Annotated in this window: 29 protein-coding genes; 20 read left to right on the top strand and 9 right to left on the bottom strand. The window is 70.0% G+C overall.

From position 1 onward, the window contains the following. A partial coding sequence (locus tag A8M77_RS16375) for a calcium-binding protein (protein WP_272947438.1) occupies positions 1-815 on the top strand: 815 nt, incomplete at its 5' end. On the opposite strand, the gene A8M77_RS16370 is transcribed toward A8M77_RS16375, so the two are convergent. Continuing rightward, positions 812-2,167: an aspartate aminotransferase family protein gene (locus A8M77_RS16370; RefSeq protein WP_086922569.1), complete on the bottom strand. Its 1,356-nt coding sequence runs from the start codon at positions 2,165-2,167 to the stop codon at positions 812-814. The two genes, A8M77_RS16375 and A8M77_RS16370, sit on opposite strands and share 4 nt — an antisense overlap. A gap of 101 nt (positions 2,168-2,268) precedes the next feature. Between A8M77_RS16370 and A8M77_RS16365 the strand changes: the two genes are divergently transcribed. Beyond that, positions 2,269-3,210, top strand: coding sequence for a LysR family transcriptional regulator (locus A8M77_RS16365; protein WP_086922568.1), 942 nt, complete (start codon positions 2,269-2,271; stop codon positions 3,208-3,210). Positions 3,211-3,335: 125 nt separating this feature from the next. Beyond that, positions 3,336-3,512: a hypothetical protein gene (locus A8M77_RS36095; protein WP_158100941.1), complete on the top strand. Its 177-nt coding sequence runs from the start codon at positions 3,336-3,338 to the stop codon at positions 3,510-3,512. Positions 3,513-3,527: 15 nt separating this feature from the next. Here A8M77_RS36095 and A8M77_RS16360 read toward each other — a convergent pair whose 3' ends face one another. After that, positions 3,528-4,235 carry a Crp/Fnr family transcriptional regulator gene (locus tag A8M77_RS16360; protein ID WP_086922567.1) on the bottom strand — a complete coding sequence of 236 codons (708 nt, stop codon included), beginning with the start codon at positions 4,233-4,235 and terminating at the stop codon, positions 3,528-3,530. Positions 4,236-4,339: 104 nt separating this feature from the next. On the opposite strand from A8M77_RS16360, the gene A8M77_RS16355 reads away from it, so the two are divergent. From A8M77_RS16355 to A8M77_RS16335, 5 genes are all read left to right on the top strand, one after another. Then, the gene (locus tag A8M77_RS16355; RefSeq protein ID WP_086922566.1) at positions 4,340-5,257 is read left to right on the top strand and encodes a 3-keto-5-aminohexanoate cleavage protein; all 918 of its coding nucleotides are present in this window, start codon (positions 4,340-4,342) and stop codon (positions 5,255-5,257) included. Positions 5,258-5,303: 46 nt separating this feature from the next. Then, positions 5,304-6,296, top strand: coding sequence for a Bug family tripartite tricarboxylate transporter substrate binding protein (locus A8M77_RS16350; protein WP_086922565.1), 993 nt, complete (start codon positions 5,304-5,306; stop codon positions 6,294-6,296). A 10-nt stretch (positions 6,297-6,306) separates the two neighbouring features. After that, positions 6,307-7,248, top strand: a complete 942-nt coding sequence (locus A8M77_RS16345; protein ID WP_086922564.1) for a 3-hydroxyacyl-CoA dehydrogenase NAD-binding domain-containing protein — start codon at positions 6,307-6,309, stop codon at positions 7,246-7,248. Positions 7,249-7,274: 26 nt separating this feature from the next. Then, positions 7,275-9,089 carry a feruloyl-CoA synthase gene (locus tag A8M77_RS16340; RefSeq protein WP_086922563.1) on the top strand — a complete coding sequence of 605 codons (1,815 nt, stop codon included), beginning with the start codon at positions 7,275-7,277 and terminating at the stop codon, positions 9,087-9,089. Between the two features lie 99 nt (positions 9,090-9,188). Then, entirely contained in the window at positions 9,189-10,349 is a 1,161-nt protein-coding gene (locus tag A8M77_RS16335; protein WP_086922562.1) for a glycosyltransferase WbsX family protein, read from the top strand. Positions 10,350-10,354: 5 nt separating this feature from the next. Here A8M77_RS16335 and A8M77_RS16330 read toward each other — a convergent pair whose 3' ends face one another. Continuing rightward, positions 10,355-11,104 (bottom strand): hypothetical protein, encoded by a 750-nt coding sequence (locus A8M77_RS16330; RefSeq protein WP_086922561.1) that lies wholly within the window; start codon positions 11,102-11,104, stop codon positions 10,355-10,357. A gap of 113 nt (positions 11,105-11,217) precedes the next feature. Here A8M77_RS16330 and A8M77_RS16325 point away from each other — a divergent pair, with 113 nt between their 5' ends. The 4 genes from A8M77_RS16325 to A8M77_RS16310 all read left to right on the top strand — a co-directional run bounded on the left by A8M77_RS16325 (position 11,218) and on the right by A8M77_RS16310 (position 13,967). Continuing rightward, positions 11,218-11,565, top strand: coding sequence for a winged helix-turn-helix domain-containing protein (locus A8M77_RS16325; RefSeq protein WP_086922560.1), 348 nt, complete (start codon positions 11,218-11,220; stop codon positions 11,563-11,565). Between the two features lie 156 nt (positions 11,566-11,721). Continuing rightward, on the top strand, positions 11,722-12,405 hold the full coding sequence (gene modB / locus A8M77_RS16320) for a molybdate ABC transporter permease subunit (protein ID WP_086922559.1): 684 nt from the start codon (positions 11,722-11,724) through the stop codon (positions 12,403-12,405). A gap of 21 nt (positions 12,406-12,426) precedes the next feature. Next, positions 12,427-13,179 (top strand): molybdate ABC transporter substrate-binding protein, encoded by a 753-nt coding sequence (modA, locus tag A8M77_RS16315; protein WP_086922558.1) that lies wholly within the window; start codon positions 12,427-12,429, stop codon positions 13,177-13,179. Next, positions 13,176-13,967, top strand: coding sequence for an ABC transporter ATP-binding protein (locus A8M77_RS16310; RefSeq protein WP_086922557.1), 792 nt, complete (start codon positions 13,176-13,178; stop codon positions 13,965-13,967). The genes modA and A8M77_RS16310 overlap by 4 nt, the downstream gene beginning before the upstream one ends. A 62-nt stretch (positions 13,968-14,029) precedes the next feature. Here the strand turns inward: A8M77_RS16310 and A8M77_RS16305 are convergent, their stop codons facing one another. Beyond that, positions 14,030-14,680 carry a carboxymuconolactone decarboxylase family protein gene (locus A8M77_RS16305; RefSeq protein ID WP_238136843.1) on the bottom strand — a complete coding sequence of 217 codons (651 nt, stop codon included), beginning with the start codon at positions 14,678-14,680 and terminating at the stop codon, positions 14,030-14,032. A gap of 114 nt (positions 14,681-14,794) precedes the next feature. Between A8M77_RS16305 and A8M77_RS16300 the strand changes: the two genes are divergently transcribed. Together A8M77_RS16300 and A8M77_RS16295 are read left to right on the top strand one after the other, a co-directional pair. Then, on the top strand, positions 14,795-15,115 hold the full coding sequence (locus A8M77_RS16300) for a winged helix-turn-helix transcriptional regulator (protein ID WP_086922556.1): 321 nt from the start codon (positions 14,795-14,797) through the stop codon (positions 15,113-15,115). Between the two features lie 47 nt (positions 15,116-15,162). Further along, the gene (locus A8M77_RS16295; protein ID WP_086922555.1) at positions 15,163-16,134 is read left to right on the top strand and encodes a threo-3-hydroxy-L-aspartate ammonia-lyase; all 972 of its coding nucleotides are present in this window, start codon (positions 15,163-15,165) and stop codon (positions 16,132-16,134) included. 5 nt (positions 16,135-16,139) lie between these two features. Here the strand turns inward: A8M77_RS16295 and A8M77_RS16290 are convergent, their stop codons facing one another. Together A8M77_RS16290 and A8M77_RS16285 are read right to left on the bottom strand one after the other, a co-directional pair. After that, entirely contained in the window at positions 16,140-17,657 is a 1,518-nt protein-coding gene (locus A8M77_RS16290) for a N,N-dimethylformamidase beta subunit family domain-containing protein (RefSeq protein ID WP_238136842.1), read from the bottom strand. Positions 17,658-17,695: 38 nt separating this feature from the next. Continuing rightward, the gene (locus A8M77_RS16285) at positions 17,696-19,009 is read right to left on the bottom strand and encodes an AsmA-like C-terminal region-containing protein (protein ID WP_086922554.1); all 1,314 of its coding nucleotides are present in this window, start codon (positions 19,007-19,009) and stop codon (positions 17,696-17,698) included. 105 nt (positions 19,010-19,114) lie between these two features. Here A8M77_RS16285 and A8M77_RS16280 point away from each other — a divergent pair, with 105 nt between their 5' ends. Further along, on the top strand, positions 19,115-19,540 hold the full coding sequence (locus tag A8M77_RS16280) for a hotdog fold thioesterase (protein WP_086922553.1): 426 nt from the start codon (positions 19,115-19,117) through the stop codon (positions 19,538-19,540). Between the two features lie 44 nt (positions 19,541-19,584). Next, entirely contained in the window at positions 19,585-20,946 is a 1,362-nt protein-coding gene (locus A8M77_RS16275) for a solute carrier family 23 protein (protein ID WP_086922552.1), read from the top strand. Here A8M77_RS16275 and A8M77_RS16270 read toward each other — a convergent pair. After that, positions 20,910-21,245, bottom strand: a complete 336-nt coding sequence (locus tag A8M77_RS16270) for a hypothetical protein (RefSeq protein WP_086922551.1) — start codon at positions 21,243-21,245, stop codon at positions 20,910-20,912. The genes A8M77_RS16275 and A8M77_RS16270 overlap by 37 nt on opposite strands. A 209-nt stretch (positions 21,246-21,454) precedes the next feature. Here A8M77_RS16270 and minC point away from each other — a divergent pair, with 209 nt between their 5' ends. The 3 genes from minC to minE are packed head-to-tail and all read left to right on the top strand — an operon-like array spanning position 21,455 to position 23,359. Then, positions 21,455-22,210: a septum site-determining protein MinC gene (minC, locus tag A8M77_RS16265; RefSeq protein WP_086922550.1), complete on the top strand. Its 756-nt coding sequence runs from the start codon at positions 21,455-21,457 to the stop codon at positions 22,208-22,210. 48 nt (positions 22,211-22,258) lie between these two features. Further along, a complete protein-coding gene (minD, locus tag A8M77_RS16260; protein ID WP_086922549.1) occupies positions 22,259-23,077 on the top strand; it encodes a septum site-determining protein MinD in 819 nt (272 codons plus the stop codon). 3 nt (positions 23,078-23,080) lie between these two features. Then, positions 23,081-23,359, top strand: a complete 279-nt coding sequence (gene minE, locus A8M77_RS16255; protein ID WP_086922548.1) for a cell division topological specificity factor MinE — start codon at positions 23,081-23,083, stop codon at positions 23,357-23,359. 9 nt (positions 23,360-23,368) lie between these two features. Here the strand turns inward: minE and A8M77_RS16250 are convergent, their stop codons facing one another. Together A8M77_RS16250 and A8M77_RS16245 are read right to left on the bottom strand one after the other, a co-directional pair. Next, on the bottom strand, positions 23,369-24,277 hold the full coding sequence (locus A8M77_RS16250; protein ID WP_086922547.1) for an alpha/beta hydrolase: 909 nt from the start codon (positions 24,275-24,277) through the stop codon (positions 23,369-23,371). A 199-nt stretch (positions 24,278-24,476) separates the two neighbouring features. Beyond that, complete coding sequence (locus A8M77_RS16245) at positions 24,477-25,079, bottom strand: TetR/AcrR family transcriptional regulator (protein WP_086922546.1); 603 nt, start codon at positions 25,077-25,079, stop codon at positions 24,477-24,479. Between the two features lie 125 nt (positions 25,080-25,204). Here A8M77_RS16245 and phaP point away from each other — a divergent pair, with 125 nt between their 5' ends. Beyond that, positions 25,205-25,696: a TIGR01841 family phasin gene (phaP, locus tag A8M77_RS16240; protein ID WP_086922545.1), complete on the top strand. Its 492-nt coding sequence runs from the start codon at positions 25,205-25,207 to the stop codon at positions 25,694-25,696. The last annotated feature ends 27 nt before the right edge of the window (positions 25,697-25,723 follow it).

Here is a 25,723-nt window from a genome sequence, read left to right as displayed (position 1 = left end):
GCGGCGCTCAGCCGCTAGGCCACTACTTCTACGAGGACGGCACTTCGGGCTATGCGATGGAAAACATCCGCTTTGCCGATGGCACGGTCTGGACCCTGGCCGACCTCAAGGCCAAGGTGCTGGCCCCCACCGACAGCAGTGAGACCCTGATCGGCTACGCTGGCAACGACGCCATCGCGGGGCTGGGCGGGGACGACTGGCTGTACGGCCGCCAGGGCGACGACACGCTGGACGGCGGAGCAGGCGCGGACACCCTGCAGGGCGAGGAAGGCAACGACACCCTTGTCGGGGGTGCACAAGACGATCGGCTGTACGGCGGCTACGGCGCGGATATGCTGCAAGGCGGTGAGGGCAACGACTACCTGAGCGCCGAGGACGGTGAGGACACACTCGATGGCGGCGCGGGCAACGATACGCTCGTCGGAGACAGAGGCAACGACACCTACCTGTTCGGCCGAGGTTCGGGCCAGGACATCCTGTTCGACTACGACCCCACAGCCGGCAACAGCGACGTGGTCAAGTTCGGCTCCGACGTCAGCGCCGACCAGCTCTGGTTCCGCCAGAGCGGCTATGACCTGCAGGTCAGCATCATCGGCACGAACGACCAGCTCACGATCGGCAACTGGTACTCAAGCAACGCTTACCGCGTCGAAGAGTTTCGGACCAGCGACGGCAGGACTTTGCTCGACAGCCAGGTGCACAACCTGGTTCAGGCCATGGCCGGCTTCTCGCCTCCGGCGGCCGGGCAGACCACCTTGGCGCCGAACGTCCGCGACAGCCTGTCTCCCCTCCTTGCTGCCAGTTGGGGCAGCTAGGCGGTTTCCACCAGCGCGTCGCCCAGCGCGCTGACCAGCCGCTCGACATCTGCCTTCTCCGCGATGAAGGGCGGCGCCAGCTGGATGGTGTCCCCGCCGTAGCGCACGTAGAAGCCCTTCTTCCAGCAGGCCATGGCCACCTCGTATGGGCGGCGCGCGGGCTCGCCCGGCAGCGCCTCCAGCGTGAGGCCGGCAGCCAGGCCGTAGTTGCGGATGTCGGTCACGTGCCTGCTGCCCTTGAGGCCGTGCACCGCGGCCTCGAAGTGCGGCGCCAGCGCCTTGACGCGGCCCACCATGTCTTCCTTGACCAGCACGTCCAGCGCGGCCACGCCGGCGGCACAGGCCACCGGGTGGGCCGAGTAGGTGTAGCCGTGCGGGAACTCCAGCATGTACTCCGGCCCGCCGGCGGCCATGAAGGTGTCGTAGATCTCCTTCTTCGCGATCACCGCGCCCAGCGGCTGCACGCCGTTGGTGACCTGCTTGGCCACGTTCATGATGTCCGGCACCACGCCGAAGGCGTCCGAGCCGGTCATCGCGCCGGCGCGGCCGAAGCCGGTGATGACCTCGTCGAAGATCAGCAGGATGTTGTTCGCGGTGCAGATCTCGCGCAGGCGCTTCAGGTAGCCCTTGGGCGGGATGACCACGCCGGCCGAGCCGGAGAAGGGCTCGACGATCACGGCGGCGATGTTGCTGGCGTCGTGCAGCGCGATCAGGTCGAGCAGGCGATCGGCCAGCTCGGCGCCCTGCTCGGGCTCGCCGCGCGAGAAGGCGTTGGCCGCGAGCTGGGTGTGCGGCAGGTGGTCGGCCTCCACGGCCTGGCCGAAGGTCTTGCGGTTGGCGACCATGCCGCCGACCGAGATGCCGCCGAAGTTGACGCCGTGGTAGCCCTTCTCGCGGCCGATCAGGCGGGTCTTGCCGCCCTGGCCCTTGGCGCGCCAGTAGGCGCGGGCCATCTTGAGCGAGGTGTCGGCAGCCTCGGAGCCGGAGCCGGTGAAGAACACGTAGTCCAGGCCCGCGGGGGTGAGCTCGCGCAGGCGATTGGCCAGCTCGAAGGACAGCGGATGGCCGAACTGGAAGGCCGGCGAATAGTCCAGCTTCGCGACCTGGCGGCTGACCGCCTCGGTGATCTCGGGCCGGCCATGGCCCAGGCCCGAGCACCACAGGCCCGAGAGCCCGTCGAAGATCTTGCGGCCGTCGCTGTCGGTGAAGTACAGGCCCTTGGCCTCCACGATCAGGCGCGGGTCGGCCTTGAACTGGCGGTTGGCGGTGAAGGGCATCCAGTGGGCGTCGAGCCAGGCGGCGTCGGTGCGGACGGCGGCGTTGCCGGGGGCGTCGGTGGCGAGAGTGCTCATGGCAAAGGGCGCGGCAGCGCCGCAGGGGTGGAGATGGCCGGATTCTGGGCAGGCCCGATACTTCGACCAATGCCAGAATATCCCGGTTCACTTGCCATGTCATGAAAGTAAAGACGACCTCTTCCACCGCCCCCCGCCTGGGCCAGCTGGGCGAATCGGACCTGCGCATGCTGAAGGTCTTCAAGGCCGTGGCCGACTGCGGCGGCATGACCGCGGCCGAGCTGGAGCTCAACGTGGGCACCTCCACCATCAGCCGCCAGATCAAGGACCTGGAGACGCGCCTGGGCCTGACGCTGTGCCGCCGCGGGCGCGCCGGCTTCGCGCTGACGGTGGAGGGCCAGCGCATCTACGAGGAGACGCTGCGCCTGCTGGGCGCGGTGGACGCCTTCCGCAGCGGGGTGGACGACATCCACGAGCGCATGGGCGGGCAGCTGGAGATCGGGCTGTTCGACAAGACCGCAACCAATCCGAAGGCGCGCATCGGCGAGGCGATCGCCGATTTCACCGAGCGCGCGCCGGAGGTGGCGCTGCAGATCCAGATCGGCACCATCAACGCCATCGAGCGCCAGCTGATCGACGGCAGCCTGCACGTGGGCATCATTCCCTCGCATCGCCAATCGGAGAGCCTGGCCTACGACCTGCTGTTCGACGAGACCATGCTGCTGTACTGCGGCGCCGGCCACCCGTTGTTCGAGGGCCGCAACGCGGGGCTGGACTGGAAGGCGCTGCGCGCGCACCGCTTCGCGGGGCTGGGGTATCACTCGCCCAACATGGAGGCCAGCCACCGCGCCGGGCTCAAGCGCGCGGCCACGGGGCTGGACCAGGAGGCGATCGCGACGCTGATCCTCTCGGGACGCTTCCTGGGCTTTCTGCCCGACCACTACGGCCGCATCTTCGAGCAGGACGGGCGCATGCGGCCGGTGCGCAAGTCGCTGTTCCGCTACGACTGCGGTTTCGTGTGCGTGATGCGGCGCTCTCCGGCGCCGAGCCGGGCGGCGCTGGCGTTCCGGGACGCGCTGCTGCGGGCGCACGGCGTGGCCTGAGCGGACGCGCGGCTGGCCGTCCCCGCGTGCGCGTTCTCCGACGGCTGTTGACGCGCCGCCCTGACATCCCCGCGCCCGGCAGCCGCTAGCGTGAAGGCCATCCCTTGCATCCAGGAGCCCCGGTCATGACCCCCAGACACGAAGATCGCCGCCAGGCCGGAAAGCACCGCTCGGGCGCGGAGCACGAGCGCCTCGCGCGCGAGTCCGACAGCCCTGTCCCGACCCGGCCCGCCGAGGACGGCGAGCAGCCCCAAAGCCCCGGCGCCAAGCCGCTGGAGAAGAAGCAGCAACAGCAGCACTGAGCGCGCGCCGCGCCGCTACTCGACGAAGCGCCGCAGCCCCTGCAGGTCGATCACGGTGATCCCGCCGTACTCGATGCGCAGAAGCCCGGCTTCGCGCAGGCGGTTGAGCGCGGCATTGCAGCGCTGGCGCGAGAGGCCCGAGAGGTTGGCGATTTCCTCCTGCGAGGTCTGCAGGTGCACGTCGACGTCCGGGTGCAGCCAGGGATGGAACAGCCCCGCCAGCGCCCGCGCGACCTGGCTGTCGGCATCGAGCAGCCGGTGCGCCGCGTAGTTGCCCATGAACCAGTGCAGGCGCTCGTTGATCTGGCGCAGCAGGAAGTGGTTGAAGCTCATCTGCGTCTGGTGCAGCCACTCGAAGGTCTCCAGCGGCAGCAGCGCGACCCGGCTGTCGCGCAGCGCGATGATGTCGGCCGAGCGGGGCACCGCGCGCAGCAGCGTGCCCTCGCCGAACCAGCTGCCGACCGAGAGGCCGCCGAAGGTGACGGAGCGGCCATCGTCGGAGGTGATGGACCACTTGAGCAGCCCCTCCAGCGTGCCGTACCAGTGCAGCGGCGTGTCGCCGCGCCGGCACAGCGCGGCGCCGGCGGCTACGGGCTGCTCGCGCATGTCCTCGACCACGCGCGCCTGTGCCCCGGCGTCCAGCGTGGGGAACCAGACCGAGCGCCGCAGCAGCTCGGGGATGGAAAGGGAGGGCGGCGGTCGCCGGCTCGGCTTGTTCTGCATCAGCGTTCCTGCGCCGCGTAAACCCTGCCCCCAAATGTCATCGCAATGACTGTGAGGCCGGCGGCGGCCAAAAATAATAGCGCGCTCATTCAGGAGACCGCCCGATGTCCAAGCGCAAAGTGATCGTGACCATCGCCCCCACGGGCGGCATGGCGCACAAATCGCAGAACCCCCACCTCCCCACCCAGCCCGCCGAGATCGCCGCCGACGTGGTGGCCTGCTGGAAGGCCGGCGCCAGCGTGGCGGCGATCCATGCGCGCCGGCCGGACGACGGCGCCACCTGCGACGCGGCGGTCTACCGCGAGATCAACCAGCGCATCCGCGATGCCGGCTGCGACATCGTGATCAACAACTCGACCGGCGGCGGCGTGCACGGCGACATGGTCAAGCCGCTGCCCGGCGGGCGCTGGGAGATCGCCTTCGACGAGCGCGTGAAGGGCATGGACGCAGGCGCCGAGATGTGCACGCTGGACGCGACCACGCTCAATCTCAGCTTCGAGGGCCGCGAGATCCTGATGGACACGCCGCTGACCAAGGGCCGCGAACTCGCCGCCGGCATGAAGGCGCGCGGCATCAAGCCGGAGTGGGAGGTGTTCAGCCCCACGCACATCCTGCAGGACACGACCACGCTGATCAACGAGGGCCTGGACGAGGCGCCCTACTTCATCAACCTGGTGATGAACGTGCACCGCAACTTCCAGAACGCGATGCCCTTCTCGCCGCGCCACCTGCAGATGATGGTGGACACGCTGCCCAAGGGGGCGATCTTCTGCGTGAGCGGCATCGGGCCTTCGCAGCTGGAGGCCAACATCAGCGCCCTGCTGCTGGGCGGCCATGCGCGCGTGGGGCTGGAGGACAACCTCTACTACCGCCACGGCGAGCTCGCCACCAACCTGCAGCTGACCGAGCGCATCGTGCGCGTCCTCCGCGAGATGGACATGGAGCCCGCCACGCCCGCCGAGGCGCGAGACATGATGGGCCTGCCGCGCATCGGGCTGCCGCGGCCCGAGTTCGCGATGTGAGCGCTCCCGCGACGAACGATCCACCACATCATCGAGGAGACACAGCATGGCCGATCGCCGCCACTTCCTTCACACCCTGGGCGCGGCTGCCGCGCTCGGCGCACTCGCGCCGCTGGCCGCGCGCGCCCAGGGCATCGAGCAGGTCAAGATCTACTACGGCTTCCCGGCCGGCAGCGCCGGCGACAGCGTGGCCCGCCGCGTGGGCGAGAAGCTGGCCGGCTCGGCCTACACGCGCAACGCGGGCGTGGTGGAGAACAAGCCCGGCGCGGGCGGACGCATCGCGCTGGAAGTGCTGAAGGCCGCGCCGGCCGACGGCAGCGTGCTGGCGCTGTCGCCCTTCTCCTGCACCTCGATCTACCCGCACATCTACAGCCGGCTGAGCTACGACCCGGTGAAGGATTTCGTGCCGGTGTCGATCGGCGCGGTGATGCACCACGGCATCGCGGTCGGCCCGCTGGTGCCGGCCAGCGTGAAGAACCTGAAGGACTTCCTGGCCTGGGCCAAGGCCAACCCGGACCAGGCGAGCTACGGCTCGCCGGCGGCGGGCTCGACGCCGCACTTCATCGGCGCGCTGCTGGGCATCCACAACGGCGTGGATCTCAAGCACGTGCCCTACCGCGGCTCGATCCCCGGCGTGACCGACGTGGTGGGCGGGCAGATTGCCGCGATGGTCACGCCCAGCGGCGACTTCATCGCCAACCACAAGGCCGGCAAGCTGCGCCTGCTGGCCACCTCGGGCAAGGCGCGCTCGCCCTTCTCGCCCGAGGTGCCGACGCTGGCGGAGCAGGGCTTCCCGGAGCTGACGACCGAGGAATGGTTCGGCTTCTACGCGCCGGCCAGGACGCCGGCCGCGCAGCTCGCGGCCGCCAACGCGGCCATCAACGCCGCGATCAAGGACAAGTCCGTCATCGACAGCCTGGCAGTGGTGGGCCTGATCGCGCAGGGCTCCACCGCCGAGGAGATGGCCCGCTCGCAGCGCGCCGAGTTCGAGCGCTGGGGTCCGCTGGTGAAGAAGGTCGGCTTCACGGCCGACTCCTGAGGGGATACACATGCACAAGGCGATCGCACGCGTCGCGGTGGTCGGCACCGGCGTGATCGGCGCGAGCTGGGCCGCGTACTTCCTCGCGCAGGGGCTGGACGTCGATGCCACCGATCCCTCGCCGGGCGCCGAGGCGCGCCTGCGCGAGGCGGTGGCGCAGCACTGGCCCACGCTCACGCGCTTCGGGCTGGCCGAGGGCGCGTCGATGGAGCGCCTGCGCTTCCACGCCACGCTGGAGGCGGCGCTGCGCGAGGCCGACTTCGTGCAGGAGAACGGCCCGGAGCGCCTGGACTTCAAGATCGAGCTGTTCCGCCACATGGATGCGGCGGCGCCGGCGCACGCGATCCTCGCTTCCAGCTCCTCGGGGCTCACGGTCAGCGGCATGCAGTCGGGCTGCGCGAACCCGGCGCGGGTGGTGCTGGGGCATCCCTTCAACCCGCCGCACCTGATCCCGCTGGTGGAGGTGATCGGCGGCGAAGGCACCTCGGCGGAGACGGTCGAGCGCACGATGGCCTTCTATGCCGCGATCGGCAAGCGGCCGATCCACGTGAAGCGCGAGGTCAAGGGCCATATCGCCAACCGGCTGCAGGCCGCGCTGTGGCGCGAGGCCTTTCACCTGGTCGAGCAGGGCGTGGCCTCGGTGGCCGACATCGACACGGCCATCGCGCAGGGACCCGGGTTGCGCTGGGCCGTGATGGGTCCCTTCATGAACCTGCATCTGTCGGGCGGCGCGGGCGGCATCGCCCACGTGCTCGCGCACCTGGGCGGGCCGATCGAGGACTGGTGGAAGGACCTCGGCGCGCCCGCGATGACCGACGCACTCAAGCAGCAGGTGGCCGAGGGCGTCGAGGCAGAACTCGGCGAGCGCCGCACGCAGGAACTGGAATCCGCGCGCGACACCCTGCTGTTGAACCTGATTCGCGCCAAAGCGGCCAGCGGCACACTCGAATAACGAAGCGAATCCCCAGGAGACAAGCGATGAAAGCCACGAAGGGCTTCTTCGACGACGAAACCCAGCTCGCCCCGCCCCGCGCCATCCGCATCGATTTCGACGACGGGTCTTTCGCACTGCGTTCGCCGATGGCGCTGAAGCCCTACGCGCGCTGCATCGGCGAATGGCTGGAGCGTTGGGCGCGCCAGACGCCCGATGCGGTGGCGCTGGCCGAGCGCGACGAGCGCGGCGAAGGCTGGCGCCGACTGGACTACCGCGCACTGCGCCAGGCCGTGGGCGCGGTGGCGCAGGGCCTGCTGGACCTGAACGTGCCGGTGGACAGGCCGGTGGTGATCCTCTCCGACAACGCGATCGACCACGCCGTGCTGATGCTCGCCACGATGCACGTCGGCCGCACCGCGTGCTCGCTGTCCAGTGCCTATTCGCGCATGGCCAAGGACCCCTCGCGGCTGCACGCGATGCTGCAGGCGCTGCAACCCGCCTTGATCTACGCCTCCGATGCCAAGGTCTACGGCGGCGCGCTCGCCGGATGCGGCGTCGAGGCGATCACCGTGTTCAGCCGCCACGCCGAGGCGCACCCCGGCGCGCTGCCCTTCGAACGGCTGCTCGCCACGGCCGAGACGCCGGCCGTGATGCAGGCCTTCGAGGCGATCGGGCCCGACACCCATGCCAAGTACCTGCTGACCTCCGGCTCCACCGGCAAGCCCAAGGTGGTGATCAACACGCACCGCATGCTGTGCGCCAACCAGCAGATGATCGCGCAGACCTGGCGCTTCCTCGACCAGGAGCCGCCGGTGCTGGTGGACTGGCTGCCCTGGAGCCACACCTTCGGCGCGAACCACAACTTCAACATGGTGCTGTGCCACGGCGGCGCGCTCTACATCGACGAGGGCCGGCCGGCGCCGGGCCTGATCGAGAAGACGGTGCGCAACCTGCGCGAGGTGCGGCCCACGCTGCTGTTCAACGTGCCGCGCGGCTACGACATGCTGCTGCCCTTCCTCGAGGCCGACGCCGCGCTCGCGGCCGAAGCGCTGTCGCGGCTGCGCCTGTGCTTCTACGCGGCGGCGGCGCTCGCGCCCTCGACCTGGCAGCGGCTCGAAGCGGTGGCGCAACGCGCGCGGCCTGCGATGCCGCTGTGGCTCACCACCTCCTGGGGCGCGACCGAGACCTCGCCGGCCATCACCTCGGCGCACTGGAAGCTCGACGGCGCCGGCTGCATCGGCGCGCCGCTGCCGGGGCTGGAGCTGAAGTTCGTGCCGAACGGCGACAAGCTGGAGATGCGCGTGAAGGGCGTCTCGGTCTTTCCCGGCTACCGCAACGCGCCGCGCGAGAGCGCGCAGGCCTTCGACGAGGAGGGCTACTACCGCATCGGCGACGCGGGCTACCTGGCGGATGCGGCGCGGCCCGAGCGCGGCGTGATGTTCAACGGCCGCGTGGCCGAGGACTTCAAGCTCGGCAGCGGCACCTGGGTCTCGGTGGGCACGCTGCGCGTGGAGCTGGTCTCGCGCCTCGCGCCGCTGGTGCAGGACGTGGTGCTCACCGGTCACGACCGCGACTGCGTGGGCATGCTGGTGTTCCCGAGTGCGCAGGCCGCGACCATGCCGCCGGCAGAGCTGGCGGCCGCGCTCTACCGCACCATGGCCGCGATGCGCGACGCGGGCGCGGGCTCGTCGCAATGCCCGGTGCGGGCGCTGGTGCTGGCCACGCCGCCGGACATCGACGCCGGCGAGATCACGGACAAGGGCTACATCAACCAGCGCGCGGTGCTGAACCGCCGCGCGGCGGAGGTGGAGCGGCTGCACGGGGCCGGACAGGACCCCGCGGTGGTGCGCCTGGCCTAGGCGACGGCCTACACGCCGTAGGCACGGACCTACGGAGGCCTGCCGTCGTGTGCCCGAGGATGGGTTGGAGCATCCCAGACCCAGGCACCCGACGAGAGCATGAGAATCGACCCAGACCGAAGCGCAACCCCCGCCCCCGCCACCATCACCCCCCGTCCCGACAGCACCAGCGACACCCGGCTGCTGGCATTTCTCCTCCCGCAGTTCCACCGCATCCCGGAGAACGACCAGTGGTGGGGCGAAGGCTTCACCGAGTGGACCAACGTCAGGAAAGCGCGGGCGAGGTTCCGCGGCCATCGCCAGCCGCGCGTGCCGCTGCACGAGCACTACTACGACCTCTCCGATCCGCGCACGCAGGACTGGCAGGCCGAGCTGGCCCGGTCGCACGGGCTGGGCGGCTTCTGCTACTACCACTACTGGTTCCAGGGCCGCCAGCTGCTGCAGAGGCCGCTCGATGCGCTGCTGAAACGCCGGGCGCCCGACTTTCCCTTCTGCGTGGCGTGGGCCAACGAACCCTGGACGCGCACCTGGGACGGTGGCGACCGCCACGTGCTGATGCCGCAGCACTACGGCGACCGGGCCGACTGGGTGGCGCACTACCGCTATCTGGAGAAGGCTTTCCAGGACCCGCGCTACATCCGGGTGGACGGCTGCCCGGTGATCCTCATCTACCGCAGCGCGAGCATCGCGGAATGCGAGGAGATGCTGGACTGCTGGCGCAACCTGGCGGTTCGCAGCGGCTTCGCCGGGCTGCACGTGGTGAGCATGCTGACCGTGTTCGGCCGCGACGAGCGCAGCCACCTCTTCGACGCCTATGTCGAGTTCGAGCCCTTCTACACGCGTGCGCACCTGCCCGCGCGCCTGAAGATTTCGGAGAAGCTCGCCAACGGCGTGAGCCGGCTGTGCTGGCGATACCTGGGCCGGGGCCCCTACGCGCCCCGCAGCAGCGACTACCGGTCGATGTGGCGTGCCATGGCCGAGCGCCCGCTGCCGCCCGGCCACTACCCCGGCGCCTTCGTCGACTGGGACAACACGCCGCGCCGGCGGCTGGACGCCAGCCTGGTCATGCGCAACGTGGACGTCGAGACCTTCCGCGACGGTTTTTCACGGCTCTACGAGAAGGCCAACCGCGCCGGCACGCCCTTCATCTTCATCAACGCCTGGAACGAGTGGGCCGAAGGCACCTACCTGGAGCCGGACGAGGAGCTCGGCACGGCCTACCTGGATGCCATCCGCTCCGTGGTCGGCCACCCGGCCTGAGGACGCTACATCCGCCAGCGCGCGCCGCCTTCGCGGGGCGGAACGAGGGGCTCCGGATAAGGCATCGGCCAGGACAAGGCGCTCATGCGGGTCGACTGGAGTACCGCGCGGTCGGTCTCGACCTGCTGGAAGCATTCCAGCATCGCGTTCACGCCCGGTGCGCGCCCCGGCTGCTCGCGCCACAGGGGCCACTCGTGGTCCATCTGCCTGCACAGGTCCGGCCACGCCTCGGCCAGCGCGGCCCAGGAGACCAGCTCCGGGTCGGCCACGCGCCGCGCCAGCCGCAGCAGGGCGCGCTGCAGCGAGGGCACCTGCTCCATCAGCAGGCGGCAGCGCCGCAACTCCGAGGCATCGCGCGGCAGGTCGAGCGCCGTGCCGCCGTAGTGGCGCGGCCGCACGCCGGTCAGCAGCGTGAACAGCGCCAGGCTGGACAGGCCCTGCTCGCCCGCGGCCAGCCAGCGCACGGCCTCGGGATCGAGCCGGCGCGCGGCGCGGCCGAGCTGCGCGCGAACCCGGCCCATGGCAGCCGCCGTCTCCTGCGCGCGCAGGCGCGCCAGGCCATCGAGCGGGCCGATGACGGCGGTGGCGCCCAGCATGCGGGCCACGTCGGCATGCAGCACGTGCAGGTCGCTCGCGCCGCGCAGCAGGCGAAGCCAGGCCCCCAGCGGCATGTGGCCGTACACGATCGTGCAGCCTTCGCGCTGCGCGATCCTGTGGTTCGGCGCACCCTCCGGCGCTGGCTTCCGCGTGCTCATCCGTGTCTATCGGCAGGGCGGGGCTTGCCGAACAGGGGGCAGGGACGAAAAGACGGGGTGCGGCCGCGGCGCCGCATCGATTACGCTTGCGCCCTGACTTCCAGACGCCCGGCATGAAATCCAAAGTGCAGTTCCGCCTGCGCATCTACCGCGACGAGAGCATCGCCATCGGCCCGGGCAAGATCGCGCTGCTCGAGGCCATCGCCGAGACGGGCTCGATCTCGGCCGCGGGGCGGCAGCTGGGCATGTCCTACCGCCGCGCCTGGCTCTTGATCGACGAGATGAACAAGGCGCTGAGCAGCCCGGCCGTCAACACCGCGGCCGGCGGCTCGCACGGCGGCGGCAGCGCGCTCACGCCGGTGGGCGAGCAGATCGTCCGGCACTACCGCGCCATCGAGAGCACGGCCCGGATGAGCGCGGCGGCGGACATCGCAGCGCTGACGCGGCTGCTGGCGCCCTGACTGCCCCGGCCTTCGCCAAGCCCGCTCGCTGTATTGCACAGGATATCAGCGAGCTTTCCTCGCTCAGGTTCATCTCGAGCCCGCCCCTGTTGTGACTGACAAGGAGCGTCGGAGATCCGCGCGCCGGTTCCTTGTGCAAGAATGCGCCGTATTCTCATGGACACAACGACATCCCTGCTCGGCACGATGGACTGGTCACCCCTGGTCCTGTCGCTGAAGGTGGCCAGCGTGGCCACGGTGCTGGCGCTGGTGGCCGGCGTGGCGCTGGGATGGGTGTTCGCCCGCAAGCGCTTCTTCGGCCGCTCGGTGCTGGAGTCGATGTTCATGCTTCCGCTGGTGCTGCCGCCCACGGTGATCGGGTACGCGATCCTGGTGGCGGCCGGCCGGCGCAGCCCGCTGGGCGCCTGGCTGCGCGAGCACCTGGACTACACCATCATCTTCAACTGGCACGGCGCGGTGGTGGCCTCCGCCGTGGTGGCGCTGCCGCTGGTGCTGAAGTCGGCCAGCGCCGCCTTCGAGGGCGTGGACCACGCGCTGGAGGCCGCGGCCAGCACGCTGCGCCAGTCGCCCTTCTCCGTCTTCGTGCGCGTGACGCTGCCGCTGGCCTGGCCCGGCATCCTGGCCGGCACGCTGCTGGCCTTCGCGCGCGCCATGGGCGAGTTCGGGGCCTCGCTGATGGTGGCGGGCTCGATCCCCAAGCAGACCCAGACGCTCTCGATGGCCATCTACGACGCCGCCCAGGCCGGCCAGGACGAGCTCGCGCTGGTGCTGGTGATCGTGACCTCGGTGCTGTCGATCGCCGTGCTGGTGCTGTCGAACCGATTCTTTTCACTTCGCTGACTTCCCGAAGGAGCCTTCGCCATGCGCCTGTCCCGCCGTCTTTTCGCTCTCGCCTTCGCCGCCGCCCTGCCCTGGGCCGCCGCCGCGCAGCAGCTGACGGTGTCGGCCGCGGCCAGCCTGACCGATGCATTCAAGGCGATCGGCACCCAGTTCGAGGCGGCCCGGCCCGACGCCACCGTGCGCTTCAACTTCGGCGCCTCGGGCGTGCTGCTGCAGCAGATCAGCCAGGGCGCGCCGGTGGACGTGTTCGCCAGCGCCGACCAGGAGACCATGGACCGCGCCGCCGGGCAGAAGCTGATCGAGGCCGACACGCGCAGGAACTTCGTGAGCAACAGCCTGGTCATGATCGAGCCGGCGCAGGGCGGCACGGGCCTGAAGTCGCTGCAGGACCTGGCCGGCGCCGCGGTCAGGAAGATCGCGGTGGGCAAGACCGCCACCGTGCCGGTCGGCCGCTACACCAAGGAGGTGCTGGACAGCGCGAAGCTCTGGACCACGCTGGAGCCGAAGTTCGTGCAGGCCGACAGCGTGCGCCAGGTGCTGGACTACGTCAGCCGCGGCGAGGCCGAAGCCGGCTTCGTCTACCGCACCGACGCCGCGATCGCCGGCGACAAGGTGAAGATCGCGCTCACGCCCACCGGCCACACGCCGGTGACCTACCCGGTGTCGGTGATCGCCGAAAGCAGGGAAAAGGCGCTGGCGCGCGCCTTCGTCGACTACCTCACCAGCGACGCGGCACAGCAGACGCTGGCGCGCTACGGTTTCGGCAAGCCGTGATCGACGTCGACATCCGATTGACCGTCGCGGACCGAAGCCGCCGCTTCGAGCTGGCGGCGCGCTTCGCCACCGACGCGCCCTTCGCGGCGCTGTACGGTCCCTCGGGTGCCGGCAAGTCGCTCACGCTGCAGGCCATCGCCGGGCTGCTGCGGCCCGATGCGGGCCATGTGCGGCTGGACGGGCGCACGCTGTTCGACGCCGCGCGCCGCATCGACGTGCCGGCGCCGGATCGCCGCATCGGCTACCTGTTCCAGAACTACGCGCTGTTCCCCCACCTGTCGGTGCGGGACAACGTGGCCTTCGGCCTGAAGTCATGGCACCGCCGCCGGCTGACGCAGGAGGAGGACGACGAGGTGCAGGCGCTGCTCGAGAGCTTCGGCCTGGAGACCATGGCCGCGAGCCGCCCGCGCAACCTCTCCGGCGGCCAGCAGCAGCGCGTGGCGCTGGCGCGGGCGCTGGCCTGCCGGCCGCAGGTGCTGCTGCTGGACGAACCCTTCGCCGCGCTGCACCCGATGCTGCGCAGCGCCCTGCGCACCGAACTGGCCCAGGTGCGGCAGCGCTGGAACATCCCGGTGCTGATGATCACGCACGACGTCGAGGACGTGATCGCGCTGGCCGACGTGGCCTTCGTCTACGACCACGGACAGGTGGTGCGGGAAGTGGACCTGCAGCAGGCCACCAGCCGCGAGCTGATGACGCAGGCCCTGACGGGCGAGCAGGCGCTGCCGCGGACGGCACGCCACGGCGCGCTGCGCCGGCTGCTGGAAGGGACGGGCGGCGCCGCCTGAGACGCGCCGCCGCGTCGGGTGAATGCAGGGCGCCCTGCGCGCCGGCGGCGTGCAGTGGCCCGCTACTCCAGCTTCATCCCCGAATCCGCCACGATCTTCGCCAGCCGCACCTTCTCCTTGCGCGAGCCGCCGGCCGACGTCGCGTCGCTGCTGAAGCTGGCCGCCCACCCCTCCAACGGCACCCGCGCCACATTGCAGACATAGCTGATCGCGTGGTACCACCCCGCCAGCATCAGCAGCTCGATCACTTGCGGCGGCGTCCATTGCGCGGCGAGCGCGGCCCACAACGCATCGTCGACGTCGGCCTTGTCGTGCAGCGCGTCCGCCAATCGGATCAGCAGGCGATCACGCGGCGCCAGTCCGTCGAGATCGGCGTCGCTGGAGACGATCGCCCGGCGCTCCCGCTCCCCCAGCCCCGCTGCCTGCGCGAAGGCCGCCCAGTGCACGCCCCATTCGTACTCCGCGCCGCAGCGCGCGCACACGCGCAGGATCACGATCTCGCGGTCGCGCAGCGGCAGGCTGGCCTTGCGCCCGAGCAGGTAACCGCCCCAGCCGGTCGACCGCTCGGCCAGCGCCGGGTTGATGGCCAGCACGCGGAACAGCGCCAGGATGTCGGGCGCATCGGGTGGCGTCATCTTCTTCAGCAGGGCGCCAAGTTCCTCTGGGTAGGGCGGCGCCAGCGGCGCGAGACGGGGGGCGGGCGTGTTGTCCACAGACGGCTCCTCTGACTAGAATGGCATTCGAATCGCTACGGAATTCGTAGCGATTCATCCAGTCTATCGCTACGGATTCCGTAGCGCAAGAACGACCACGCCATCCCCGCGACCATGCCCTCCTCCGCGCCCGACGCTGCCCAACTCACGGCCCGCCGCCCCATCATGGCGCTGCTCGAGCAGCTGGGCCGCAAGGGCACGCTGCGCATCCTCTGGGAGCTGCGCGACGGCACGCCGCAGAGCTTCCGGCTGCTGCAGGCCAATGCGGGCGAGATGTCGCCCTCGGTGCTCAACGACCGGCTCAAGGAACTGCGCGCGCTGCAGATCGTCGCGCTGGCCGAAGAGGGTTATGCGCTCACCGAATCGGGCGGCGAACTGGTCAAGCGCCTCAAGCCGCTCAACCAGTGGGCCGACCGCTGGTTCGAGGGGCTTTGACGGACTGTCCAACTGTGGATAATTCGTCCAGTCGAAAGGAAGACGCCATGGCAGAGACCCTCACCCTCCCCACCTATGACGACGTGGCCGCCGCCGCGCAGCGCCTCGAAGGCCATGCCCACCGCACGCCGGTGCTGCGCTCGCGCACGGCGGACGAGGAGCTCGGCGCCCAGCTCTTCTTCAAGTGCGAGAACCTGCAGCGCATGGGCGCCTTCAAGTTCCGCGGTGCCTTCAACGCGCTGTCGAAGTTCGACGCGCGCCAGCGCCAGGGCGGCGTGGTGGCCTTCTCCTCGGGCAACCATGCGCAGGCGATCGCGCTGGCGGCGCGGATCCTGGGCATGCCGGCCACCATCGTGATGCCGCACGATGCGCCGGCCGCGAAGGTCGCGGCCACCAAGGGCTATGGCGGCCAGGTGGTGATCTACGATCGCTACAAGGACGACCGCGAGCAGATCGGCCGCGAGCTGGCGCAGAAGCACGGGATGACGCTGATCCCGCCCTACGACCACCCGGACGTGATGGCGGGCCAGGGCACGGCGGCCAAGGAGCTGTTCGAGGAAGTCGGGCCGCTGGACGCGCTGTTCGTGCCGTTGGGCGGCGGCGGGCTGCTGTCGGGCACGGCGCTGGCGACGCGCGCGCTGTCGCCGCAGTGCCGGCTGTATGGCGTGGAGCCGGAGGCCGGCAACGACGGGCAGCAGTCCTTCCGCAGCGGCCGGATCGTGCACATCGACACGCCCAAGACGATCGCGGACGGCGCGCAGACGCAGCACCTGGGGCAGCACACCTTCCCGGTGATCCGCCGCGACGTGAACGACGTGCTGACCGCCACCGACGCGCAACTGGTCGAGGCCATGCGCTTCTTCGCCTCGCGCATGAAGCTGGTGGTGGAGCCCACCGGCTGCCTGGGCTTCGCGGCGGCGCGCGCCATGAAGTCACAGCTGGCGGGGCTGCGCGTGGGCGTGCTGATCAGCGGCGGCAACGTGGACGTGGAGCGCCTGGGCACGCTGCTCGCCGGCTGAGGACGTCAGTGCGGCCGCGGCTGCACGCCGAAGCGGTGCAGCACGTTGCGCAGCAGCCCGCCGAAGACCCGATCGCAGCCCACCACCCAGGCCGCGCCCACCGCGCCGGCGTGGAACACACGACCGCCCTGAGGACGCTCCCAGTAGATCATTTCGGCCGAGAGGCCATCGATCGACTCGCTCAGATTCGAGAAGTAGTCGAGGTAGGCATCGAGCCGGCCCGGCACGCGCCGGATGCCGTGGGCGATCAGCTCGATGCCCTGCGGCGGCTCGGGCAGCGCCGCGCCCGGCGGCACGGTGTGCGTCATGCGCGCGAGCGTCGCGAGGGTGAGATCCCATTCATGCCCGATGGCCCGCGGCAGGCCACCGCCCGGTGCATGTCCGAAGGTCTGCCCGGCTTCGAGGCCCAGCGGCTGCGGTTCGTTGAAGAGCGCATGGTCCGGCTGCACCACGTGGTAGACGCCGAAGTCCTCGCCGTCGGCGAAGGCCCAGCCGGCGGTTTCCAGGCCGATGATGTGGCCGGCCGCGCGGCCCGAGGCCTTGAGCCGCCCGCCGCGCGCCCAGTCCTGGCTGTGGTACTGCTCGCCGAAGGGGCCGGCGGGCGGGCCCACCGGCGGCGCGCTCTCGTCGTGGCCGGGGCCGTTGACCTTGCGCTGCTCCATCACCGTCATGTCCTCGTCGTAGCTCACGCGCAGGTACATGGTGTTGCCCGACAGCACGACCGCGCTGCCGCCGCGGCGCAGGTAGTCGTCCAGCCCGTCGACGCTGGGCGTGGACCAGTACTCGCTGTGGCCGTTGACGAAGACGGTCCGGTAGCGCGACAGCATCGCCGGGTCGCGGTGCAGGTCGATGTCGGCGGCGATGTCGAAGTCGTAGCCCTCGCGCGCCAGCCACACGTGCAGGTGGCGCTCCAGGCGCGCCCACTGGCTGAAGCCGCTGCCCGCGGGGTCGTAGAGCGCGTTGGGGCTGGCGTTGGGCCAGGGCATGCGCAGGCCGACCTGGTAGCAGGGCTGGCCGGCGCGGTGATACGTGTAGCTGCAGTACGCGGGCGCATCGGGGTGGCAGTTCTCCAGGCCCTCCGAGCGGCGCGGCCAGACCGGGTCGTCGACGACGTTCTTCGCGAAGGGCGTCGCTCGCCAGGCGCAGGCCGTGGCCGCGGGTCGGGTCGGCGAAGGGGTCGTAGTCGGACTCGACGTCTTCGTTGGGCGCAACCTTGGCGGCATCGAAGGCCGCGGCCCGACGATCATCCAGGTGCCGTGGTTGACGATGCGGCCGGTGCGCTGGTGGCCGCTGGCATCGGCGACCTGCGAGCCGCGCTCCTCGCGCAGCGGCCAGCAGGCCAGCACCGAACGGCCGGTGGGCGCACACAGGCCGCGCGCCGCGAAGCGCCGTGCGATCGCCTCGGGCGCCAGCGCGCGGTCGTACACGGCCGGCATGACGAGGTCGGCATCGAGGAACACATCGGCCGCGCCGTCCATCCCGCTGGCGCCCAGGCGCAGCGGCGACGGGCCGGGGCACGCCACCTGCGGGCGACCTCGGCCAGCGCACTGAAGCGCGCCGATCAGGGCGATTTGCGCGGCGCAGGTCGCTGCGGCTTCTTCTTCTCGTCTTCGCCGCCGAACAGCTTTTCGACCTGCTGGCCGACCCGCGCGCCGATCGCGGTGCCCACGCCCGGCAACACGGCGGTGCCGACCGCGGCGCCGGCCAGCGCGCCGCCGGTCATCGACAGCTGCGGGTCGTCGAGCGTGCCCGCCAGCTTGAGCGGCAGGCCCACGACGCCGTCGACCAGGTCGATCGCGAGTTCGCCGTTCAACCGGCGGTTGAGCACGGTGGCGCTGCCGCTGGCGCTGAGCACGCCGGATCGCGCCTGCAGGCCGGAATAGCGCAGCTGGATGCCGTCGTCGGTGTTCTGCGTCTCGAGCGTGCCGCTGAGTTCGTCGAGCACGGTCTGGCCACCGCGCGCCGCGCCAGGCGCGCCAACCACTTTCGACAGGTCGAAGCCCTGGACGGTGGCCGGACGCATGGTGAAGCGTGTGCGCGTGTGCGCTTGGCGGACCAGTTCACCCACGTTCCTGCCCTCGCTGCGCACCTCGGTGCGGCCGCCGAAGCGGCCCTCCACCACCTGGTGCCGCTCGAAGGCGCGCAGCAGTTCGCCCAGGTTCACGTCGCGGGGCTCGAGCTGGGCCGTGAGCCGCATCCGGCCCTGGTCGAGCGTCTCCAGGGCGCCCTGGCCGTTCCACGTGCCGCCGCCGGCATCGATCTCCACGCGCCAGCGGTCTTCGTCCCCCTCGCGCGTCGCGCGCAGCCGGGTGGTGGGCGACACGCCGGGCCGCCGCACTTCGGCCTCGCGCGGGCGCCAGCCGGGGTCGAAGCGCACGTCGGCGTCGTAGGCCAGGGCCAGGCCGCGGCGGTTGATCCAGACGATGTCCCTCAGCCGCACACGCTCGACGGGGATCTGGGCGGTGGTCCACGCGCCGGCCAGCATGCCGGAGACCTCGCCGCCCTCCAAGTGCCCGCGAAAGGCCCGCACCGAGGCGCGCGGCAGCACGGCGCCCTCGACCTCGATCGCCTCGATGGCAATGGAGCGGCGCCACAGCGCAGCGAGCCGGGGCCGCAGGACCACGCGGCGCACGGTGATCGGCTTGTCCTGCGTCGTCGCGAGATCTTCCAGCACCACGACCGGCGCCGGTCGCAAGGACCAGCTTGCGCTTCCGACGCGCAGTGCGATGCCGGTGGCCTTCTGGAAGCTCTCCTCGATCTGCGCCGCCAGCGCCTCGTCGCTGGGCAGCATCCGCCAGGCAAACCACGCCCCGCCGCCGAGCAGCAGGAGCACCGCCACCACCGAGCCAACCAGCCATCGTCGAGCGTGCTTCATGGGATGAGCTTAGTTCGCGCGCCCGGTGCCGCCATCGGCCGAGTCCCGATGGCCATGTCAGGGGCAGTCGCTATAGTTTTGCGCCACACCGAACTGGAGAACCGAATGTCCATCTGGAAGAAAGAAATCTCGATCGAGGAGCTGACGCGCAGCCACGAAAACACGGCCGTCGCGACCTTGGGGGTGGAGTTCCTGGAGATCGGCGATGACTTCATCCGCGGCCGAGTGCCGGTCGACACGCGCACGCGCCAACCTTACGGCATCCTGCACGGCGGCGTCTCGGTCGTGCTGGCTGAAACGCTGGGCTCCTGCGGTGCGCACTACTCGGCGCCCGAAGGCCACCGCGCGGTGGGGCTGGACATCAATGCCAACCACATCCGGGCCACCACATCCGGCTGGGTCACCGGCACCGCGCGCCCGGTGCACCGCGGGCGCAGCACGCAGGTCTGGCAGATCGACCTGACCAACGATGCCGGGGAGCTCACCTGCGTCTCGCGCATCACGATGGCGGTGTTGGCACCCCAAGGCTGAAGCGTCGACCCCGCCAAGAACAACAACCGAGGAGAACCCAGACCATGAGCGATTCCTATCTTCCCCGCTGGCGCGAGGTCACCCCGGGCCAGGCCGCGGTGGTGGCGCCCGACGAGCGCCTGCCCTGGCTGCAGACCACCGCAATGGGCGTGCAGCACGTGATCGCGATGTTCGGCGCCACGGTGCTGGCACCGATCCTCATGGGCTTCAACCCGAACATCGCGATCCTGATGAGCGGCATCGGCACGCTGATCTTCTTCCTGATCACCGGCGGACGCGTGCCGAGCTACCTGGGGTCGAGCTTCGCCTTCATCGGCGTGGTGATCGCAGCCACCGGCTATGCGGGCCAGGGGCCGAACGCCAACCTCGGCGTGGCGCTGGGCGGCATCATCGCCTGCGGCCTTGTCTACGTGCTGATCGGCGTGCTGGTGGCGCTGACCAACGAGCGGCGCCACAAGTCGGCACCGCTGCGCGGCGTGGAGGTAGAGGAGATCGAACACGACGTGGCCGTGCACTGGATCGAGCGGCTGATGCCGCCAGTGGTGACCGGTGCGGTGGTCGCGGTGATCGGGCTCAACCTGGCCAGCGTGCCGATCAAGAACATGGCGCCCACCGGCTTCGACACCTGGATGCAGGCGCTGACCTTCCTGTGCGTGGGCGTGATCGCTGTCTACAGCCGCGGCATGGTGCAGCGGCTGCTGATCCTGATGGGGCTGATCGCGGCCAGCATCATCTACGCGGTGCTCACCAACGGCCTGGGGCTGGGCAAGCCGATCGACCTGGGCCCGCTCGCCGCCGCGGCCTGGTTCGGCCTGCCGCAGTTCTCCAGGCCGGTGTTCGAGGTGAACGCGATGCTGCTGATCGCGCCGGTGGCGGTGATCCTGGTGGCGGAGAACCTGGGCCACATCAAGGCGGTGAGCGCGATGACGGGGCGCGACCTCAACCCCTACCTGGGCCGCGCCTTCATCGGCGACGGCATCGCGACCATGGTGAGCGGCGCGGCCGGCGGCACCGGTGTGACCACCTATGCGGAGAACATCGGCGTGATGGCCGCGACCAAGATCTACTCCACTGCGATCTTCGTGGTGGCGGCGCTGATCGCGCTGCTGCTGGGCTTCAGCCCCAAGTTCGGCGCGCTGATCCAGGCCATCCCGTTGCCGGTGATGGGCGGGGTGAGCATCGTGGTCTTCGGCCTGATCGCGGTGGCCGGGGCCAAGATCTGGGTCGACAACCGGGTCGACTTCTCGCAGAACAAGAACCTCATCGTGGCCGCCATCACGCTGATCCTGGGCACCGGCGACTTCACGCTGAAGTTCGGCCAGTTCGCGCTCGGCGGCATCGGCACCGCGACTTTCGGTGCGATCCTGCTCTACGCACTGCTGAGCCGCTCGCGCGCCACTGCTTGAGGACGCCATCGCGGCGCGGCGCGCAGTCGGTAGATGCGCAGCACGCGCGCCATCAGCTCCTGGAACAGGCCGAGAGGATCTTCCACCATGCGGGTGACCGGGTAGCTGCCGAGGGCGAAGCCGGCGAAGCGGATCTGGACCTGGTCGAAATAGTGGGTCAGGCCCTGGCCCGCATCCAGCAGGCAGCGCTCGGCGCTGTCGAAGAGGTCGCCGCGATGGGCCTCGGCCTGCGCCGCCGCGCAGAGGCTGTAGGTGTAGAGGTGCGAATTCACCGCACGGATGTCGAGGATGGGCTGCATCTGTGAAATAGGCACACCTGGCATTTTGAAAAGCGGCGAGTCTGCGCACGGCGAGTCGCCTTCGATGTAGGAATAGCGCGCGTTCACACGACGATGAAAGTGAAACCTGGTGCAAGATGTGTTGTGCCGCGTGCCGCTTTCAGGGACCCTCTCCTGGGCTCGACGCCCGTGCCCGTTAGACTTCCACGCTTTTCGCACACACGTTTTCCATGGCCGATGCATCCGCCGCGCGCACCCGAGCGGTTTTCGAATTCAAGAGCGCGACGCTTCCGCTGATTGCCGTGATCCTCAAGACGGCGGACCTGGACGTCCTCGCTGCCGCGCTGGACGTGCAGCTGGCCGACTCACCGGACTTCTTCGACCAGGAGCCGGTGGTCATCGACCTGTCGCTGCTGCAGGATGCGCAGGCCCCGGCCGAGTTCGACTTCGCCGCCCTGCGCGCGCTGCTGGCGCGCCACCAGACGCAGCCGATCGCGGTGCGCGGCGGCAGCAATGCCCAGAATGCGGCGGCGCGGGCCGCCGGCCTGTCGGTGACCGCGATGCCGGTGCCGCCCGCGCCCAGCCCGCGGCCGCCCGCACCGCCGGCCCAGGCACAGCAGCCCCAGATCGTGCGCGAGGTGCCGGTACCGGCCGCAGGCACGCTGGTGATCGACAAGCCGCTGCGATCGGGCCAGCAGGTCTACGCGCGCGGCGGCGACGTGGTGGTGACGGCGGTGGTCAACTACGGCGCCGAGGTGATCGCGGATGGCAACGTGCACGTGTACGCGCCGCTGCGCGGCAAGGCGATCGCCGGTGCGCGCGGCAATACCGAGGCGCGCATCTTCACCACCTGCATGGAAGCGGAGCTGGTGGCGATCGCGGGCATCTACCGCACCTCGGAAGTCGCGCTGCCGGAGCAGATCGCGGGCAAGCCGGCACAGATTTCGCTGGACGGAAAAAAGATCGTGATGAGCGCCATCGAATGACGATGCGCGCGCACACCTGAACGAACGAAACGATAGAGAAGGAACGGAATGGCAGCCAAGATTGTGGTGGTGACCTCGGGCAAGGGCGGCGTCGGCAAGACGACCACGAGCGCGAGCTTCGCGTCGGGCCTCGCGCTGGCGGGCAAAAAGACGGCCGTGATCGACTTCGACGTGGGCCTGCGCAACCTGGACCTGATCATGGGATGCGAGCGCCGCGTGGTCTACGACCTGATCAACGTGATCCAGGGCGAAGCCAACCTGAGCCAGGCGCTGATCAAGGACAAGCAGTGCGACAACCTGTTCGTGCTGGCCGCCTCGCAGACGCGCGACAAGGACGCGCTCAAACAGGAGGGCGTGGAGAAGATCCTCAAGGAGCTGGACGAGCAGGGCTTCGACTACATCGTGTGCGACTCGCCCGCCGGCATCGAGACCGGCGCGCTGATGGCGATGCACTTCGCCGACGAGGCGCTGATCGTGACCAACCCCGAGGTCTCCTCGGTGCGCGATTCGGACCGCATCCTCGGCATGCTCGGCTCCAAGACCAAGCGCGCCAAGGAAGGCGGCGAGCCGGTCAAGGAGCACCTGCTGATCACGCGCTACAACCCGAACCGCGTGGCCGGTGGGCAGATGCTGTCGCTGGAGGACATCCAGGACATCCTGCGCATCAAGCTGATCGGCGTGATCCCCGAGTCGGAGAGCGTGCTGCAAGCCTCCAACCAGGGCATCCCGGTGATCCACGACAAGGAGAGCCTGGTGGCGCAGGCCTACGCCGACGTGATCGCGCGCTTCCTCGGCGAGGACAGGCCGATGCGCTTCGTCGACGCGGAGAAGCCCAGCTTCTTCAAGCGCTTCTTCGGCGGGAGGTAATGGATGTCTTTCCTCTCGTTCCTGCTGGGCGAAAAGAAGAAGACGGCGGCGGTCGCGAAGGAGCGGCTGCAGATCATCCTCGCGCACGAGCGCAGCAGCCTGAGCGGCAAGCGCCGGCCGGACTACCTGCCGGAGCTGCAGCGTGAGCTGATCGCGGTGATCTCCAAGTACGTCTCGATCAATGCCGAGGACATCAAGGTCAACCTCGAAAAGCAGGACGACCTGGAGGTGCTCGAGGTGAAGATCGAGCTGCCGGACGGCGCCGCATTCGCGGCGCGCTGAGATCTTGCTTCAGGCCGCCGCGATGAAGGCGGTGACCTGCTCCAGCACGGGTGGCTCCCGCAGGATGCGGCGGTGGCCCAGTGCCTCGGTGGCGAGCAGCCGCGCACCGGCGATCGCATCGCGGTAGGCCACGCCGTCGGCGAAACGGTTCACGCGGTCGTCGCGGTCGTGCACCACCAGCGTCGGCTGCGCGATGCGCGGGCCGACGGCGGCCGGCTCCAGCAACGGCATCAGGATGCCTTCGCGCGCCTCGATGCGGTGCTGCATGGCGGCGCGGGTGCGCTCGCTCAGGCCGAACACATGAGCGAAGTAGCGCGTGAAGGCATGCGGCGATGCCGGCGGTGCCAGCAGCACCAGGCGCTCCGCGCGCAGGCCGCGGCTGGCGGCATAGGCCAGGGCATTCGCGCCCAGCGAGTGGGCGGCAACCGCCCTGAGCGGCGAACCTTCCAGGGCCAGGCGGGCCGCCACGTACTCGATCGCACGCGCGAACTGCGGCAGGTTGCTGACCGTGCCGGCGCTGCGGCCATGGGCCGGCATTTCCAGGAGAAGCGGCGCGAAGCCCGCCGCCACCAAAGCCTGCGCCAGCGGCACCATCTGCCCGGCGTGGCCGCCCCAGCCGTGCACCAGCAGCACGCGCGGTGCGCCCAGCGTGATGGCGGCCGGCGTGTACAGGCCCAGGTCGGCATCCTCGAAAGCCCAGGCCTCGCGCTGCCAACCGGCCGCCGGGCCGTGGCGGCGGTTGAGCCACTTGAGGGGCAGCGGCGTACCGAAGAGGCGGTAGGCGGCCCGCACCGCCAGCGCGGGCCAGGCCCGCTGCGAGGCGCCCAAGGCCAGCCGCAGCGCACGCATCCACGGGCTGGCGCCGTAGTAGTTGGAGGCCGCGGCGGCCGCGGGCGAAGCGGAAGTGGCAGTCGGCATCACGCTTCCTTTTCAGTACCAGACCCAGTCCTCGTTGGTACGAGGCAGGCTGCGCACGGTACCGACGACCGTGCGCACACCCAGGCCGACCAGGCAGGCACCGAGGAACAGAAGAGCGATCAACATGGTTTTCTCCTTTATCGCACGCTTGTGCGAAATTCGAACGAGCAAAGGGCAAGGACAGCCGGGTGCATGGGATTCAGGCCCGGTAGCTGGCGAGCAGCCGCTGCCAGGTGAGCCGGGCGCGTTCGGCAGCCCGGGTATCGCGCAGGAAGCGCGCGTCGTGCAGCAAGGACATGATCAGGCCGTTGATCTCGCTGACCAGCTGCGCCGCATCGGTATCGGCGCGCAGCTCGCCGGTCTCCACCGCCTGCAGCACGCTGCGGCGCAGCGCGGCGCGCCAGCGCGTGACCTCTTCGACCAGCAGGTCGCGCAGCTCTCCCTCGCGGTCGTCGTACTCGAAGGCGCCGGCGGTATAGATGCAGCCGGTCTCGGTCTCGATGTCGCGGGTGCGCACGATCCAGCGCGAGACGATCTCGTCGAGGCGCGCCACGCCCTTGGGCTTCTGCATGGCGGGCACGAAAACGTCGGCCAGGAAGCGGCGGCCGAATTCCTCGATCACCGCCTTCTGCAGCGCCTCGCGCGAACCGACGCGGGAGAACACCCCGCTTTTGGACAGGCCCAGCCGCGTGGCCACCGCCTGCAGGGTGATGGCGTCCAGGCCCTCGGCCGAGGCGAGATCCATCGCCGCGCCGACGATGGCGGTGCGGGTCATCTCGCTCTTCTGGGTCTTCGCGTCCATGTGGCGAAATTTAGCACATGCGTGCGAAATTGCAAGGCGAAGTTTTTCGGGGCTTTGCGACTTCCATCCGGTCGGGGTATGGGCGTATCGTGGCGGCTCCCAATCAACAACCCGGAGTCACAAGCATGGCAACCAGCAGGACGAGCAGCAGCAGCGCGGGGGCGAAGAAGGCGCGCCCGACGGTCGCGGACGACGTCCAGGACGCCTTCATCAAGCCGCTCAAGGGCATGGCCGATCGGCTTCAGAACCTTCCGCTGGCGGGCGCGGCCAGCACGATCGTGGAGAGCGGGCGCAAGGACCTGGCCGCGCTGATGGAGGCGAACGAGAAGTCTTACCAAGGCCTGCAGGCCGTGGTGCAGCGGCAAACGGAGATGCTCAAGGCCTCGATCGTGGAATGGCAGGGTGCCGTCAAGGGCATGTCGCCCGCGGAGCCGCGCGAGAACCTCGCCAAGCTCGACGCGCTGGGCAGGGCCGCCTTCAAGCAGGCGCTGGACGACATCCGCGAGCTCTCGGAACTGGCGGCGCGCTCGCAGGCCGAGGCCTTCGACATCGTGAGCCAGCGCATCCGCTCGAACGTCGACGAAGTCAGCAAGCTGCTGAAGACGCCCCGCAAGTGAGGCGCCGATCCGCGTTGCGGGTCGCGA

This window comes from Variovorax sp. JS1663 (assembly GCF_002157355.1).
GTDB lineage: Bacteria > Pseudomonadota > Gammaproteobacteria > Burkholderiales > Burkholderiaceae_C > Variovorax.
The sequence above is the reverse complement of the archived record's forward strand: the minus strand, read 5'-3'. Positions and strand labels throughout refer to the sequence as shown.